Source organism: Amycolatopsis rhizosphaerae (assembly GCF_007713715.1).
Lineage (GTDB): Bacteria > Actinomycetota > Actinomycetes > Mycobacteriales > Pseudonocardiaceae > Amycolatopsis_E > Amycolatopsis_E rhizosphaerae.
The window spans coordinates 1-14154 of sequence record NZ_VJWX01000151.1 but is presented as its reverse complement, the minus strand read 5'-3'; the positions used below and the strand labels follow the sequence as shown (position 1 = coordinate 14154).

Annotated in this window: 13 protein-coding genes; 9 read left to right on the top strand and 4 right to left on the bottom strand. The window is 72.2% G+C overall.

The annotated features are described in order from the left end of the window. The 3 genes from FNH05_RS16795 to FNH05_RS16785 form a co-directional block, all read left to right on the top strand. Window positions 1–661, top strand: a 661-nt coding sequence (locus tag FNH05_RS16795; protein ID WP_246127782.1) for a hypothetical protein, incomplete at its 5' end; no start/stop codon positions are given. A 37-nt stretch (window positions 662–698) separates the two neighbouring features. Beyond that, window positions 699–2795, top strand: coding sequence for an NAD-dependent DNA ligase LigA (gene ligA, locus FNH05_RS16790; protein WP_144589272.1), 2097 nt, complete (start codon window positions 699–701; stop codon window positions 2793–2795). Further along, window positions 2788–3285, top strand: a complete 498-nt coding sequence (locus FNH05_RS16785) for a GNAT family N-acetyltransferase (protein WP_144589268.1) — start codon at window positions 2788–2790, stop codon at window positions 3283–3285. The genes ligA and FNH05_RS16785 overlap by 8 nt, the downstream gene beginning before the upstream one ends. 26 nt (window positions 3286–3311) lie before the next feature. Here FNH05_RS16785 and FNH05_RS16780 read toward each other — a convergent pair whose 3' ends face one another. Next, window positions 3312–3761 (bottom strand): MarR family winged helix-turn-helix transcriptional regulator, encoded by a 450-nt coding sequence (locus FNH05_RS16780; RefSeq protein ID WP_246127781.1) that lies wholly within the window; start codon window positions 3759–3761, stop codon window positions 3312–3314. Between the two features lie 67 nt (window positions 3762–3828). Here FNH05_RS16780 and FNH05_RS16775 point away from each other — a divergent pair, with 67 nt between their 5' ends. Together FNH05_RS16775 and FNH05_RS16770 are read left to right on the top strand one after the other, a co-directional pair. After that, window positions 3829–5883: an MMPL family transporter gene (locus FNH05_RS16775; RefSeq protein WP_144589266.1), complete on the top strand. Its 2055-nt coding sequence runs from the start codon at window positions 3829–3831 to the stop codon at window positions 5881–5883. Window positions 5884–5897: 14 nt separating this feature from the next. Further along, on the top strand, window positions 5898–7358 hold the full coding sequence (locus FNH05_RS16770; RefSeq protein WP_144589264.1) for an SDR family oxidoreductase: 1461 nt from the start codon (window positions 5898–5900) through the stop codon (window positions 7356–7358). A gap of 49 nt (window positions 7359–7407) precedes the next feature. Here FNH05_RS16770 and FNH05_RS16765 read toward each other — a convergent pair whose 3' ends face one another. Beyond that, the gene (locus tag FNH05_RS16765) at window positions 7408–8061 is read right to left on the bottom strand and encodes an ACT domain-containing protein (protein WP_144589262.1); all 654 of its coding nucleotides are present in this window, start codon (window positions 8059–8061) and stop codon (window positions 7408–7410) included. Between the two features lie 215 nt (window positions 8062–8276). Between FNH05_RS16765 and gatC the strand changes: the two genes are divergently transcribed. The 4 genes from gatC to FNH05_RS16745 are packed head-to-tail and all read left to right on the top strand — an operon-like array spanning window position 8277 to window position 12160. Then, on the top strand, window positions 8277–8576 hold the full coding sequence (gene gatC, locus FNH05_RS16760; protein ID WP_144589260.1) for an Asp-tRNA(Asn)/Glu-tRNA(Gln) amidotransferase subunit GatC: 300 nt from the start codon (window positions 8277–8279) through the stop codon (window positions 8574–8576). After that, window positions 8577–10070 carry an Asp-tRNA(Asn)/Glu-tRNA(Gln) amidotransferase subunit GatA gene (gene gatA / locus FNH05_RS16755; RefSeq protein WP_144589258.1) on the top strand — a complete coding sequence of 498 codons (1494 nt, stop codon included), beginning with the start codon at window positions 8577–8579 and terminating at the stop codon, window positions 10068–10070. Beyond that, window positions 10067–11575: an Asp-tRNA(Asn)/Glu-tRNA(Gln) amidotransferase subunit GatB gene (gatB, locus tag FNH05_RS16750; RefSeq protein WP_144589256.1), complete on the top strand. Its 1509-nt coding sequence runs from the start codon at window positions 10067–10069 to the stop codon at window positions 11573–11575. Before gatA ends, gatB begins: the two co-directional genes overlap by 4 nt. A 3-nt stretch (window positions 11576–11578) precedes the next feature. Beyond that, window positions 11579–12160 (top strand): hypothetical protein, encoded by a 582-nt coding sequence (locus FNH05_RS16745; protein ID WP_144589254.1) that lies wholly within the window; start codon window positions 11579–11581, stop codon window positions 12158–12160. A gap of 51 nt (window positions 12161–12211) precedes the next feature. Here FNH05_RS16745 and FNH05_RS16740 read toward each other — a convergent pair whose 3' ends face one another. After that, window positions 12212–13033 (bottom strand): HEAT repeat domain-containing protein, encoded by an 822-nt coding sequence (locus FNH05_RS16740; protein ID WP_186382581.1) that lies wholly within the window; start codon window positions 13031–13033, stop codon window positions 12212–12214. A gap of 141 nt (window positions 13034–13174) precedes the next feature. Next, a partial coding sequence (locus tag FNH05_RS16735) for a PQQ-dependent sugar dehydrogenase (protein WP_144589250.1) occupies window positions 13175–14154 on the bottom strand: 980 nt, incomplete at its 5' end.

The window sequence follows — 14154 nt, the reverse complement described above, 5'->3', positions numbered from 1 at the left end:
CCCCCGGACCCCCTGGCCCGAGCAGGAGGTGCCCGCCGATCCGGAGGCCGCGGCACGGGAGTTCTGGCAGACCTGGTTCACGATGCTGCCCGAGACCAACGCCGCCCTCGGTGACCGCCAGCCGCAGCGCGTCGAGAACGACTTGGCCGCCGTCGTCGCCCGGCTGCACCCGGAGCTGCACTTCTCCCTCGAACGCGGGCAGCGCGCCATCTACGCGCTCGTGGTGAGCGGCCAGGAGGACCCGGCGCTGCGCCCCTACACGGACGCGTGGCGGGCGGCGGCGCCGGAGGAGGACGCCATCTGGGAGTACCACGATTCGGTGCCCCCGGTGCCCGACCCCACCGAGGTCACCGTCAACCTCGGTGCGCACCGGATCAGGCTCGGCGATTTCCGGGTCGGCGCCACCGTCGACTCCGGCGCCGGGGCGGTCGACGTCGCCGTCTACCACCCCCAGCTCGCCGGACTGGAAGAAGCGTCGCGTTCGGCGATGACCTTCCTGCCGCTGGACGCCGCGCTGGGGGAGCGGCTGGCCGGGCGGTGGCTGCGCCGCGTCGAGGTGGTGGGCACCGAACCGGACGAGGCGCTCACGCTCGTGGAGCTCCGGGACCTGGTCCGCGGGCTCGACCGCCGGGACCCGGAAAGTGTCGGTGGCACTGATTAAGCTGCCGACTGTGAGTGACGAGCCGGTAGTCCAGGACATGTCCGACGTTCCCGCCGAGGTGCGGGAGCGGCACGGTGCGCTGGCCGAAGAGATCCGCGGCCACCAGTTCCGCTACTACGTGCTGGACGCGCCCACCATCTCCGACGGCCAGTTCGACGAGCTCGTGCACCGGCTCGAACGGCTCGAGGCCGAGCATCCGGGCCTGGTCACCCCCGACTCGCCGACGCAGAACGTGGGCGGCACCTTCTCCACCGAGTTCGCCGCCCACGACCACCTCGAGCGCATGCTCAGCCTCGACAACGTGTTCGACACCGAGGAGATGCTGGCCTGGGTCGACCGGGTCGAACGCGAGGTCGGCGGCTCGACGCAGTACCTGTGCGAGCTCAAGATCGACGGTCTCGCCGTCAACCTGCTCTACGAGCAGGGCAGGCTCACCCGCGCGCTGACCCGCGGCGACGGGCGCACCGGCGAGGACGTCACGCTCAACGTGCGCACCCTGGAGCAGGTGCCGGACATGCTCACCGGCACCGACGAGTATCCGGTGCCGGAGCTGATCGAGGTGCGCGGCGAGGTGTTCTTCCGGGTCGAGGACTTCCTCGACCTCAACGCGAAGCTGGTCGAGGCGGGCAAGTCGCCGTTCGCGAACCCGCGCAACACCGCCGCCGGTTCGCTGCGCCAGAAGGACCCCCGCGTCACCCGCAGCCGCCGCCTCCGGATGATCTGCCACGGGCTGGGCAGGCGGGACGGCTTCGAGCCCGAGCGCCAGTCGCAGTCCTACGAGGCGCTCGCCGCCTGGGGCCTGCCGGTGTCCGCCCACACCAGGGTGTTCGACACCGCCAAGGAGGTGCTGGCCCACATCGGGTACTGGGGCGAGCACCGGCACGACGCCGAACACGAGATCGACGGCGTGGTGATCAAGGTCGACCAGGTCGCGCTGCAGCGCCGCCTTGGCACCACCTCGCGAGCCCCGCGCTGGGCCGTGGCGTACAAGTACCCGCCGGAAGAGGCGAACACCAAGCTGCTGGACATCCAGGTCAACGTCGGCCGCACCGGGCGGGTCACCCCGTTCGCGGTGATGGAGCCGGTGAAGGTGGCCGGGTCCACGGTCGCGATGGCCACCCTGCACAACGCCGAAGAGGTCAAGCGCAAGGGCGTCCTGATCGGCGACCGGGTGGTGATCCGCAAGGCGGGCGACGTCATCCCCGAGGTGCTCGGCCCGGTGGTCGAGGTGCGCACCGGCGAGGAGCGCGAGTTCGTGATGCCGACGCGGTGCCCGGAGTGCGGCACCCCGCTGGCCGCGCAGAAGGAGGGCGACGTCGACATCCGTTGCCCCAACGCCCGGTCCTGCCCGGCGCAGTTGCGGGAGCGCCTGTTCCACCTGGCGGGCCGCGGGGCCTTCGACATCGAGGTGCTCGGCTACGAGGCGGCGAGTGCGCTGCTGGAGTCGGGTGTGGTGGCCGACGAGGGTGATATCTTCGCCCTCGACGAGGAGAAGTTGCGGCAGGTCGAGCTGTTCCGCACCAAGTCGGGGGAGCTTTCGGCGAACGCGGGCAAACTGCTGGCCAACCTCGAAACGGCGAAGGACCGGCCACTGTGGAAGGTGCTGGTGGCGCTGTCCATCCGGCACGTCGGACCGACCGCGGCCCAGGCGCTCGCCCGCGAATTCGGTTCGCTGGAAGCGATCGAGGCGGCCGACGAGGCGGCACTGGCCGATGTGGACGGTGTCGGCCCGACGATCGCGGCGGCCGTGCGCGAATGGTTCACCGTGGACTGGCACCGGGAGGTGGTGGCCAAATGGCGGCGGGCCGGGGTGCGGATGGCCGAGGAGCGCGACGAATCCATCCCGCGCATTCTGGAGGGGCTGTCCATCGTGGTGACCGGATCGCTGACCGGATTCTCCCGCGACGAGGCCAAGGAGGCCATCATCGCCCGCGGCGGCAAGGCGGCCGGTTCGGTGTCGAAGAAGACGGCCTTCGTGGTGGTCGGGGACGCGCCCGGGTCCAAGTACGACAAGGCCGTGCAGCTGAAGGTGCCGGTCCTGGACGAAAGCGGTTTCCGGGTGCTGCTGGAAAAGGGACCGGAGGCGGCGGCGGAGGTCGCACTGCCCACGGAGGCTGAGCAGACCGGTGAGTGAGTTCGTGGTGCGGCCCGTGCGGCCGGAGGAACTGGCGGTGGTCGGCGCGCTGACGGTCGCGGCCTACCGGGAGGACGGCCTGCTGGTCGCCGACCCGGACTACGTGCACGAGCTGTCCGACGCGGCCGGCCGCGTCGCGCATTCGGAGTTGCTGGTGGCGGTGGACGGCGGGGGACAGGTGCTGGGCTCGGTCACGCTGACCCCGCCGGGCAGTCCGATGGCCGAGATCTCCCGGCCGGGCGAGCTGGAGTTCCGCATGCTCGCCACCGCGCCAGCGGCGCGGAGCCGCGGGGTCGGTGAGGCACTGACCCGCGCCGTGGTCGACCGAGCCCGGGAACTCGGCGCCGAGTGCGTGGTGATGTCCAGCCTGGAGGCCATGACCGCGGCCCACCGCCTCTACACCCGCCTCGGCTTCACCCGCCTCCCCGAACGCGACTGGGAACCCGTCCCCGGCTTCTGGCTCCGCGCCTTCGCCCTCCCCCTCACCTGACCCACGCCCGGGCCGCAGTGCGGGCTTCAGCCGCGCAGCCGCTCGATCAGCGTGATCAACTGGGCGCGGAAGGCGCTGTCATTCCCGAGCGCGCCCAGGACCCCGGTGTCCTCGCGGGCGAGCCGGTCGGCCTGCCGGTGGGCCTGCCTGCCCGCCTCGGTGAGCCGCGCGAGCTGGCGCCGCGCGTCGGCCGGGTCGGGCACGCGCTCCAGGTGACCGGCCCGCTGGAGCCGGTCGAGGGTTCGGCTCATGGTCTGATCGGTCACCTGGCAGCGCCGGGCCAGCTCCCGTTGCGACAACGCGCCGCCCCGCAGCGTGTGCAATACGATCAGACCGGCGTGCGACAGGCCGAGCGCGTCGAGCCGGTCGGTCCAGCGCTGCTCCACCAAGCGTGCCGCGGCGGAGAGCAGGCGGCCCGTCGGCCACGACGTGATGCCCTCTTCGGTGCTGTTCGTCGTGTCCTCTTTGCCGGTCACGACACCTCCCCATGATAAAAATGCTCAGCCTGCTGAACAAATGGCGACCCGGAGGACTGTATCCGTCATGCCGAGCACCTCACCCGTCCTGCCGCGCACTCCGGCCGTCCGCCGCACCCGCTGGCTGGTTCCCGCGCTGCTGCTGCTCGTCTGGCTGGTCGTGGGCGGTTTCGGTGGGCCCTACACCGGCAAGCTCAGCTCGGTCGCCAAGAACGACAGCTCGGCGTTCCTGCCCGCCTCCGCCGAGTCCACCAGGGTCCAGGACGAGCAGCGCGCCTTCTCGCCGACGCAGGTGCTGCCCGCCGTCGTCGTCGCCGAGCGCCCGGCCGGGATCACCGGGCCGGACACGGCCTTCCTCACCGAAACGTCCGTCCGGATCGGACAGATCCCGGGCGTCGCCGGGCCGCTGCCCCGGGTGCAGCTGTCCGAGGACAAGCAGGCACTGCAACTGGTCGTACCGATCAAGACCGGGCAGAAACCCGCCGAAGTGGTCAAGACGATCCGCGCCGAACTCGCCGCATCCCCGTCCGGGCTGACCGTGCTGGTCACCGGGCCCGCCGCGCAGATCGCGGACATGGTCACCGCCTTCGGCGGCATCGACGGGCTCCTGCTGGTCGTGGCGGGCCTGGTGGTGGCGGTGATCCTCGTGCTGGTCTACCGCAGCGTGCTGCTGCCCGTCCTGGTGCTGCTTTCGGCCGTGTTCGCGCTCGGCCTGGCCAGCCTCGCCGTGTACGTGCTGGCCGACCACGACCTGCTCACGCTCAACGGCCAGAGCCAGGGCATCCTGTTCATCCTCGTCTTCGGCGCCGCCACGGACTACGCCCTGCTGCTGGTGTCCCGGTTCCGCGAGCAGCTCCGGGACACCGAAGACCGGTTCGAGGCGCTGCGGATCGCCTGGCGCGCCGTGCTCCCCCCGCTCGTCGCGTCCGCGGTGACGGTCGTGCTGGGGGTGCTCTGCCTGCTGTTCTCCGATCTGCAGTCCAACCGCGGACTCGGTCCGGTCGCCGCCATCGGCATCGTCGCCGCCCTGCTGGCCTCGCTCACCTTCCTGCCCGCCGCGCTCGCGCTGTGCGGGCGCGCCGCGTTCTGGCCGCTGCGCCCGAAACTCGGCTCACCGCATCCGGAGACCGGCGGGCTCTGGGCGCGGATCGCCCACGCCGTCGAGGCCCGGCCCCGCACGGTCTGGGTGGTCACCAGCGTGGTCCTCCTGGCCGGGGTCGCCTTCCTGCCCCAGCTCAGGGCCTCCGGGACCGCGCAGTCCGATCTGTTCCTGACCAAAGTGGACTCGGTGACCGGGCAGCAGGCGCAGGCCCGGCACTTCGCCGGCGGCTCCGGCTCCCCGACCGTGATCATCGCCGACGCGGGGCGTGCCGACGAGGTGGCCCGCGCCGCCCACGTGCCGGGGGTCGCGCAGGTCGCACCCACCACCACCGTGGGCGGCCGCACGCAGGTGTACGCGGTGCTGTCGGACCCGGCGGACTCCGAGGCGGCGCTGGCCACGGTGCAGCGCATCCGGGACGCCGTGCACGCCGTGCCGGGCGCGGACGCGCAGGTCGGCGGGCGGACCGCGATCCAGCTCGACACCCAGCAGACTTCGCGGCGCGACCGGGCGATGATCATCCCCATCGTCCTCGCGGTGATCTTCGTGGTCCTGGCGCTGCTGCTGCGCGCACTGGTGGCCCCGCTGCTGCTGATCGTGACCGTCCTGCTGTCCTTCGGCGCGACGCTGGGTGTTTCGGCGGTGGTGTTCAACCACCTGTTCCGCTTCCCGGGCGCCGATCCGGCGGTGCCGCTGTTCGCGTTCGTGTTCCTGGTCGCGCTCGGCGTGGACTACAACATCTTCCTGATGACCCGGGTGCGGGAGGAAACCCTGAGCCTGGGCACCCACAAGGGGGTTCTGCGGGGGCTCACCCTCACCGGCGGCGTGATCACCTCGGCCGGTGTGGTGCTGGCGGCGACCTTCGCGGCCCTGGCGGTGATCCCGATCCTGTTCCTCGCGCAGATCGCCTTCCTGGTCGCCTTCGGAGTGCTGCTGGACACCCTGATCGTGCGTTCCCTGCTGGTCCCGGCGCTGTCACTGGAGCTGGACAAGCGGGTCTGGTGGCCGTCCCGGCTCAACTGAGCGACGATCGGAGGATGCGGTGCGTGGTGTTCGGCGCCACCGGCTACCTCGGCGGGCGCCTGGTCCCGGAACTGCTTCGGGCCGGGCACGAGGTTCGTGCCGTGGCCCGGGATCCGGGGAAGCTGGCCGAAACCGCCTGGCACGACCGGGTGGAGGTGGTGCGCGGCGACGTCGGCGACGCCCCGAGTGTCGCCGCCGCGCTGGACGGACGGGAGGTGGTCTATTACCTCGTCCACTCCCTGCACCGGAAGGACTTCGTCCGCCTGGACCGGCAGGGTGCGCAAACCGTGGCCGGGCAGGCCGCCCGGGCGGGCGTGGGCCGGATCGTCTACCTGGGCGGGATCACGCCCGAGGGTGAACCGCTGTCCGCTCATCTGGCCTCCCGGGCCGAGGTCGGCCGCATTCTGCTCGGTTCGGGGGTGCCGACCGTGGTGCTCAACGCCGCGATCATCCTCGGTTCGGGCTCGGCCAGCTTCGAGATGCTGCGCTACCTGACCGAGCGGCTGCCCGCCATGGTGACCCCGCGCTGGGTGCACAACCGGATCCAGCCCATCGCCGTCCGCGACGTACTCCACTACCTGGTCCGGGCGGCGGAGCTGCCGCCGGAGGTGAACCGGGCGTTCGACATCGGCGGCCCCGAGGTGCTCACCTACCTGGAGATGATGCGCCGGTACGCCGTGGTGGCCGGGCTGCCGCGGCGGCTGGTGGTGCCGGTCCCCGTGCTCACGCCGTGGTTGTCCGCGCAGTGGGTCAACCTGGTCACGCCCGTGCCGCGCAGCATCGCGGTGCCGCTCATCGAGTCCCTGATCCACGAGGTGGTCTGCCACGACCGCGACATCGTCGCGTGGATCCCCGATCCCGAGGGCGGCCTCACCCCCTACGACCGGGCCGTCGAACTGGCGCTGGCGCGCACCCGCGCCGCCGGCGTGCCGACCCGGTGGTCGGACGCGAGCACCCCGGGCGCGCCGTCCGATCCGCTGCCCACCGATCCCGGCTGGTCCGGCGGGAGCGTGTACCAGGACGTGCGGGAACTCCGGACCCGGGCGGACGCCGGCACGCTGTGGTCGGTGATCGAGGCCGTCGGCGGCGAGCACGGCTGGTACTCCTTCCCGCTCGCGTGGGCGGTGCGGGGCTGGATCGACCGGCTGGCCGGGGGCGTGGGCCTGCGGCGCGGCAGGCGCGATCCGCGCCGCCTGCACGTGGGCGAGGCGCTGGACTGGTGGCGCGTGGAACGCATCGAGCGGCCGCACCTGCTGCGCCTGCGTGCCGAGATGCGCATGCCGGGCCGGGCCTGGCTCGAACTGTCCGCGAACTCCGACACCGGCGGCGGGTCGGTCTACCGGCAGCGGGCGATCTTCCTGCCCCACGGGCTGGCCGGGCACCTGTACTGGAAGGCACTCGTGCCCTGGCACCGGGTGATCTTCGGCGGGATGGCGCGCAACATCACCGGTGCCGCCGAACACGGGATGCGCTGAGCGGACACGGCATGCGCTGAGCGCACACTTTCACCCCGGAAGCGCGAGCTCAGCCGTCGAGGACGACGGCGACGATCCCGGCGAAATGGGCCAGCCGGGCGACCTCGGCCGCGCGGAACATCGGCCCGCCGGGGCGGCCGACCAGCAGGGCGCGGTCCGGCTTGCCCAGCGGGGTCGCGGCCAGTTCGGTGCCCAGCTCCTGCCACGTCTGGGGCACCCACGCGTCTTCGCCGTCCAGCACGGTGGCCCGCTGCAGGGGCAGCCAGGGCAGCTCGGTGATCGGCACCTCCGGCGCGGCGCTCGAGGAGGCCAGGCGGTGGATGCCGTCCTCGGCGTGGGAAACCACGATCGACCAGCCCGCGCGGATGATCCTGGGCACGCCCTCGACCAGCAGCTCCAGGCCACGGGCGGGCTGCGCGGCGATGTCTTCGACCAGTTCCAGCTCCCGGTGGGAGTCCAGCAGCCCGGCGTACGGCCGGACCGCGTCCACCTCCACGCCGGGGATGCTCTCGGCGGCCGTGATGAGCGCGTCCGGCAGCCGCCCCGACGGCAGTTCGATCACCAGGTCGTCGATGGCGATCCCACCGGTACGCTCGACCACGTCCACGCTGAGGATGTCCGCCCCGATCGTGCCGAGCGCCGTGGCGACCGCACCGAGGGTTCCTGGGGAGTCCGGGAGTTGAACCCGGATCAGGAAGGACAACGTGAACCCCTTTCGGGTCGAGCGCTCCAGCCTTGCCGTGGAGTGCTGCCGGTCGCCGATTGTGACAGACGGGGCGGCGCAGGGGGAGGTGCTGTCCGCGTTCCGAGACCGTTCCGCACGCAAGCTGTGCACAACCCCGTCGAGCCACCGGCGGCGCTCGCCATAGACTTGCCCCTTACCGAAACCATTGACAGCACACCCCGGGAGTAACCCGCGTGCCCAACATTTCCCGTGCCGAGGTCGCGCACCTCGCCAAACTCGCCAGGCTGGCGGTCACCGACGACGAGCTGGACGTTTTCGCAGGTCAGCTCGACCAGATCCTGGACGCGGTTGCCAAGGTCGGCGAGGTCGCGGGGGACGACATCCCGCCGACTTCGCATGCCGTGCCGCTGACCAACGTCTTCCGTGAGGACGTCGTGCGCCCGGGGCTGACCCAGCAGCAGGCGCTGGCGGGCGCACCGGCCGCCGAAGAGGGCCGGTTCCGGGTACCGCGGATTCTGGGGGAGGAACAGTAAGTGACCGACCTAACAAGGTTCACCGCCGCCGAACTGGCGGAAAAGATCCGCGGCCGCGAGGTGTCCGCCGTCGAGGTGACGCAGGCGCACCTGAACCGGATCGCCGAGGTGGACGGCGCCGTGAACGCCTTCCTGCACCTCGACGCGGAGGGTGCGCTCGCCGCCGCCAGGGCGGTGGACGAGGCCGCCGAGCCCGCCTCCGCGCTGGCCGGGGTGCCGCTGGCGCTCAAGGACGTGCTCACCACCCGCGACATGCCCACCACCTGCGGGTCGAAGACCCTCGAAGGCTGGGTTCCGCCCTACGACGCGACCGTCACGCGCAAGCTGCGCGAAGCGGGCATGCCGATCCTGGGCAAGACGAACATGGACGAGTTCGCGATGGGCTCCTCCACCGAGAACTCGGCGTTCGGGCCCACCCGCAACCCGTGGGACCCCACGCGCATCCCCGGCGGTTCCGGCGGCGGGTCGGCGGCCTCTCTGGCCGCGTTCGAGGCGCCGCTGGCCATCGGGACCGACACCGGCGGTTCGATCCGCCAGCCCGGCGCGGTCACCGGGACCGTCGGCGTGAAGCCCACCTACGGCGGGGTGTCCCGCTACGGCCTGGTCGCCTTCTCCTCCTCGCTGGACCAGGCCGGGCCGTGCGCCCGCACGGTGCTCGACGCCGCCCTGCTGCACGAGGTCATCGCCGGGCACGACCCGCTCGACTCCACCTCGATCGACGCCCCGGTGCCGCCGGTGGTCGCCGCGGCCCGTGAGGGCCTGCGCGGGGACCTGACCGGCGTGAAGGTCGGCGTGGTCACCGAGTTCGCCGGGGACGGCTACCAGGCCGGGGTGCAGCGGTCCTTCGAGGCCGCCGTCGCGCAGCTGCGGGCACTGGGCGCGGAGGTCGTCGAGGTCTCCTGCCCGAACTTCACCTACGCGCTGCCGGCGTACTACCTGATCGCGCCCAGCGAATGCTCCTCGAACCTCGCCCGCTTCGACGCGATGCGGTACGGGCTGCGGGTGGCCGACGACGGCAGGCACAGCGCCGAAGAGGTCATGTCGCTGACCCGTGAGGCGGGCTTCGGCGCCGAGGTCAAGCGCCGCGTCATGCTCGGCACGTACGCGCTGTCCTCGGGCTACTACGACGCCTACTACGGTTCCGCCCAGAAGGTGCGGACGCTGATCAAGCGGGACTTCGACGACGCGTTCGAGCGGGTGGACGTGCTCGTCTCGCCCACCACCCCGACCACGGCGTTCAAGATCGGGGAGCGGGTGGACGACCCGCTCGCGATGTACCTCGCCGACCTGTGCACCATTCCGGCGAACCTGGCGGGCAACGCGGCCATGAGCGTGCCGAGCGGGCTGTCCGACGAGGACGGGCTGCCGGTCGGGCTGCAGATCATGGCCCCCGCGCTGGCCGACGACCGCCTCTACCGCGTCGGCGCCGCCTACGAGGTGGCGCGCGGCAGCATCATCGACCGGGTTCCGGAACTGAAGGGAGCAACGCTGTGACCGCGGTTGCCGACCTGATGGACTACGACGAGGTCCTCGAGCGCTTCGATCCGGTCCTCGGGCTCGAGGTGCACGTCGAACTCAACACGAACACGAAGATGTTCTGCGGCTGCGCGAACCTCTTCGGCGGCGAGCCCAACACGCACGTCTGCCCGACCTGCCTCGGCCTGCCCGGTTCGCTGCCGGTGGTCAACGGCAAGGCGGTGGAGTCGGCGATCCGGATCGGCCTGGCGCTCAACTGCGAGATCGCCCCGTGGTGCCGGTTCGCCCGGAAGAACTACTTCTACCCGGACATGCCGAAGAACTTCCAGACCTCCCAGTACGACGAGCCGATCGCGTTCAACGGCTACCTCGACGTGACGCTGGACGACGGCGAAGTGGTGCGCGTGGAGATCGAGCGCGCGCACATGGAGGAGGACACCGGCAAGTCGCTGCACGTCGGCGGAGCCACCGGGCGGATCCACGGTGCCGAGCACTCGCTGCTGGACTACAACCGCGCGGGCGTGCCGCTGATCGAGATCGTCACCAAGCCGATCACGGGCACCGGCGCCCGGGCCCCGGAGGTCGCACGGGCCTACGTGAGCGCGCTGCGGGACCTGCTGCTCGCCCTGGGCGTGTCCGACGTCCGGATGGACCAGGGCTCCCTGCGCTGCGACGCGAACGTGTCGCTGATGACCAAGGACGCCACCGAGTTCGGCACCCGCACCGAGACCAAGAACGTCAACTCGCTGCGCAGCGTCGAGCGCGCGGTGCGCTACGAGATGACCCGGCAGGCCGCGGTGCTCGCCGACGGCGGCAAGGTCACCCAGGAGACCCGCCACTTCCAGGAGGCCGACGGCACCACCTCGCCCGGCCGCACCAAGGAGACCGCGGAGGACTACCGGTACTTCCCGGAGCCCGACCTGGTGCCGATCGCGCCGCCCGCGGAGTGGGTCGGGCAGTTGCGCGGCACGCTGCCCGAAATGCCCGCCGCCCGGCGGCAGCGGATCCAGACCGAATGGGGGCTCACCGCCGAGGAGCTGCGGGACCTGTTCAACTCGGGTGCGGTCGACCGCGTCGAGGCGACGGTCGCGGCCGGGGCGAAGCCCGGCGACGCGCGCGGCTGGTGGATCAACTTCCTGGCCCAGGAGGCCAACTCCCGTGAGGTGGAGCTGACCGCCCTGCCGATCACCCCCGGGCAGGTGGCCAGGGTGATCGAGCTGGTCTCCACCGGTGAGCTGACCAACAAGCTGGCCCGCGAGGTGGTCAAGGGGGTGCTTGCCGGGGAAGGCGAGCCCGACGAGGTCGTGGAGAAGCGCGGACTGAAGGTCGTCTCCGACGACTCGGCGCTGCTCGCCGCGGTCGACGAAGCGCTGGCCGCGCAGCCCGACATCGCCGACAAGATCCGCGGCGGCAAGGTGCAGGCCGCCGGTGCGATCGTCGGTTCGGTGATGAAGGCGACCAAGGGCCAGGCCGACGCGAAACGCGTGCGCGAACTCATCCTCGAGCGAGTCGGCCAGGGCTAGGCGGTGGGCAGCCGGACCGGGGCCGATCCCGCGCGGCGGGCGGGCTGGTTCTCGTCCCGCCGTGTCTCCTGGCGGGAGTGGACCGCGCTCGCCGCGGGGGCGATCTCGGTGGCCGCGCTGTTCCTGCCCTGGACGAACCTGGCGGCCCGCAACCAGATCGCCGAAGAGGCCCTGCGCGAGGTGCCGGCCGGTGAGGTCGCGCGCGACGCCTGGACCACCGGGTTCCTCGCCTGGGCGGGGCCGTTGCTGCTGGTGCTGACGGGGCTGGCCGTGGTGCTGTTCGGCCAGTCCCGCCGGGTGCGGATGAGCGGCCTGCCGCAGCTGTGGCTGATGGCCGCGGCGGTGGCCGTGGTCCTGATGGTCCTCGGCTGGCTGGCCATGGACAGCGTGCTCTGGCATTCCATCGACCGCGCGCACGGCGAGGACGCGTCGGTGGTCCTTCAGGAGGGTGGCGTCGGGGCCTACGGCGGCCTCGGCCGCTACCTGGGGATGCTGGGCGGGCTCGCCTCCCTGGCCGTGGCCGTGCTCGACGTCCGGGCCTCCAGGCGCGCTCCCGCGCCGTCCCCGTCACGCCGCGGTCGCTGAGTCCGGCCGGGCTTTCCCGCAACGTGTGGCGCGGCCTGGCCGGTGAAATCGCTAGCCTGCCGGCCGTGTGGGCGCGCAGGCGGCGATGGCCGCGTCAAGTCCTGCCGACCATGCGTTGTCTCCGCCGCCGTCCCGGTCCTTCAGGCGCAGCAGCGCCGGCAGGCACTCGGGGGCGGCGAGTTCCCCGGCCGCCTCGACGATCAGGTTGCCGGGGTCGTCGTCGAGCCAGGCCAGCACCCTGGGCAGGGCCCGCGGATCGTGACGGCGGGCCAGCCCGAGCAGAGCCTCCCCGGCCGTGTCGCCGTCGGGATCGCCGAGGCGTTCGGTCAGCGCTGCGCGGACGGCCGGTGTGTCCGCGGCCAGTTGGGTGCCGAGTCCGAAGGTGGCCCAGTCCCGCACCTGGGTGTCCGGATCGCGCGTCAGGCGGATCAGGGCCTCGACGACGTCGGCGTCGGGTGCGTCGGCGTCCGTCACGCCCGGCAGCGCCACCGCGACGGCGAACCTCACGTCCTTGCTCGGGTGGGCGGCGTGGCGCAGGATTCCGGGACGCGCGCGTGGGTCGGACAGGTGGCCGAGTGCGGTCACGGCCGAGGCGATCAGCCGGTCGTCGGCGGCTTGTACCGCCTCGGCCAGCAGCGCGGCCAGTGTCTCGGCCCGAAAAGGCCGGTCGGCGGCGTACCCGATCTGGCCGAGCACATCGAGGCCGACCAGCCGGCGCCGGATTTCCGTCGATCGGGCGGCGGTCAGTGCCACGTCGAACGCGGCGCGGTCCGTGCGATCGTGCAGGCGGCGGATGAGTGCCCAGTACTTGTCGGACTCGGGGTCGGAGACGGCGGCAGCCCCGTCGACCAGTTCGCCCGGTTCCACGTCCACGCCGCCAAGATACCGGCGAACGCGTCTCCTGCGCTTCCACCTGGGAGTGACTCCTTGATCGGCGCCGGCCCAGCGGCAGCGTCGAATCCCTGCTCGCACCTTTGATCAGGGCGGTTGCCGGAGGCCCCTGGACAGGCGGCGTCAGTCCTTGCCGCTGCCGCCGTTGGGGTTCGGCTGGAGCTGGATCACGACCACGCGGTCGTCGCTGGACACGGGCTGCCCGCCGTCCTTGTTCACCGTGCCGATGAAGGCGAACCGCCCGTCGATCGGGTCGAGGCCGCCGTACCGCCCGTAACCGATTCCGTTCTTGCCGTCCAGCAGGGGCTTCGGGGTGCCGCCGACGGCGCCCTCCGCGGTGAGCGGCAGTTGCTGGACGGCACTGCCCGCGGTGGCGACCAGCACCGACTGGCCGCCGTCCGCGCAGCCCGCCACCCCCGGCCGGTCCGGCCAGGTCCAGGCGGGTGCGGACAGCGCGGCACCCGGATTGACCCGGTAGAGCGCGTCGATGGCGCCGTGGTCGGTGACCCACAGCCGCGTCAGATCCCCGGACTTGCAGATCCCGCCGGGGGAGTGCAGCCCGCCGGCGATCACCCGGTTGCCGGGAGCGGGGTTGCCCTGCGCGGCGTTGCCCCCGGTGTCGATGCGCAGCACCTTCCCCGCCAGCGAGCGGGAATCGGCGGCCGCGGCGGGGTTGCCCGCGTCCCCGGTGGCCACCAGGAGCGCGCCCTTGCCGTCGACGGCCAGCGCACCGCGGTTGCCGGTGGCGCCCTTCGGGATACCGGTGAGCACCGGCTTGGGCTGCTGGCCCTTCGTCAGCCGGACCACGCGGTTGTCCGTGGCCGTGGTGATGTAGGCGAAGACGAGCTGATCCTCACCGAAGGTGGGGGACAGTGCCAGCCCGGTCAGCCCGCCGTCACCGGTCGCGTCGACCTTGAGCGAGGCCAGCTGGACGGGTTTGCCGTTGGCGGAGACCTGCATGATCCGGCCGCTGCGGCGCTCCGCCGCCAGCGCCCCCGGATCCGAGCCGCCGCCGGGCAGCGCGGCGATCGCCGACACCGTGTCCAGGCAGGTCGCCACGACCGCCTTGTCGTAGTCGGTGCAGCCCTGGGGCGGGGGGATCG

Excerpts from the sequence above, each read along its gene's own strand:
- FNH05_RS16775 (WP_144589266.1), top strand. The coding sequence starts at position 3,829 with ATGCCGAGCACCTCACCCGTCCTGCCGCGCACTCCGGCCGTCCGCCGC.
- ligA (WP_144589272.1), top strand. The coding sequence starts at position 699 with ATGTCCGACGTTCCCGCCGAGGTGCGGGAGCGGCACGGTGCGCTGGCC.
- FNH05_RS16770 (WP_144589264.1), top strand. The coding sequence starts at position 5,898 with ATGCGGTGCGTGGTGTTCGGCGCCACCGGCTACCTCGGCGGGCGCCTG.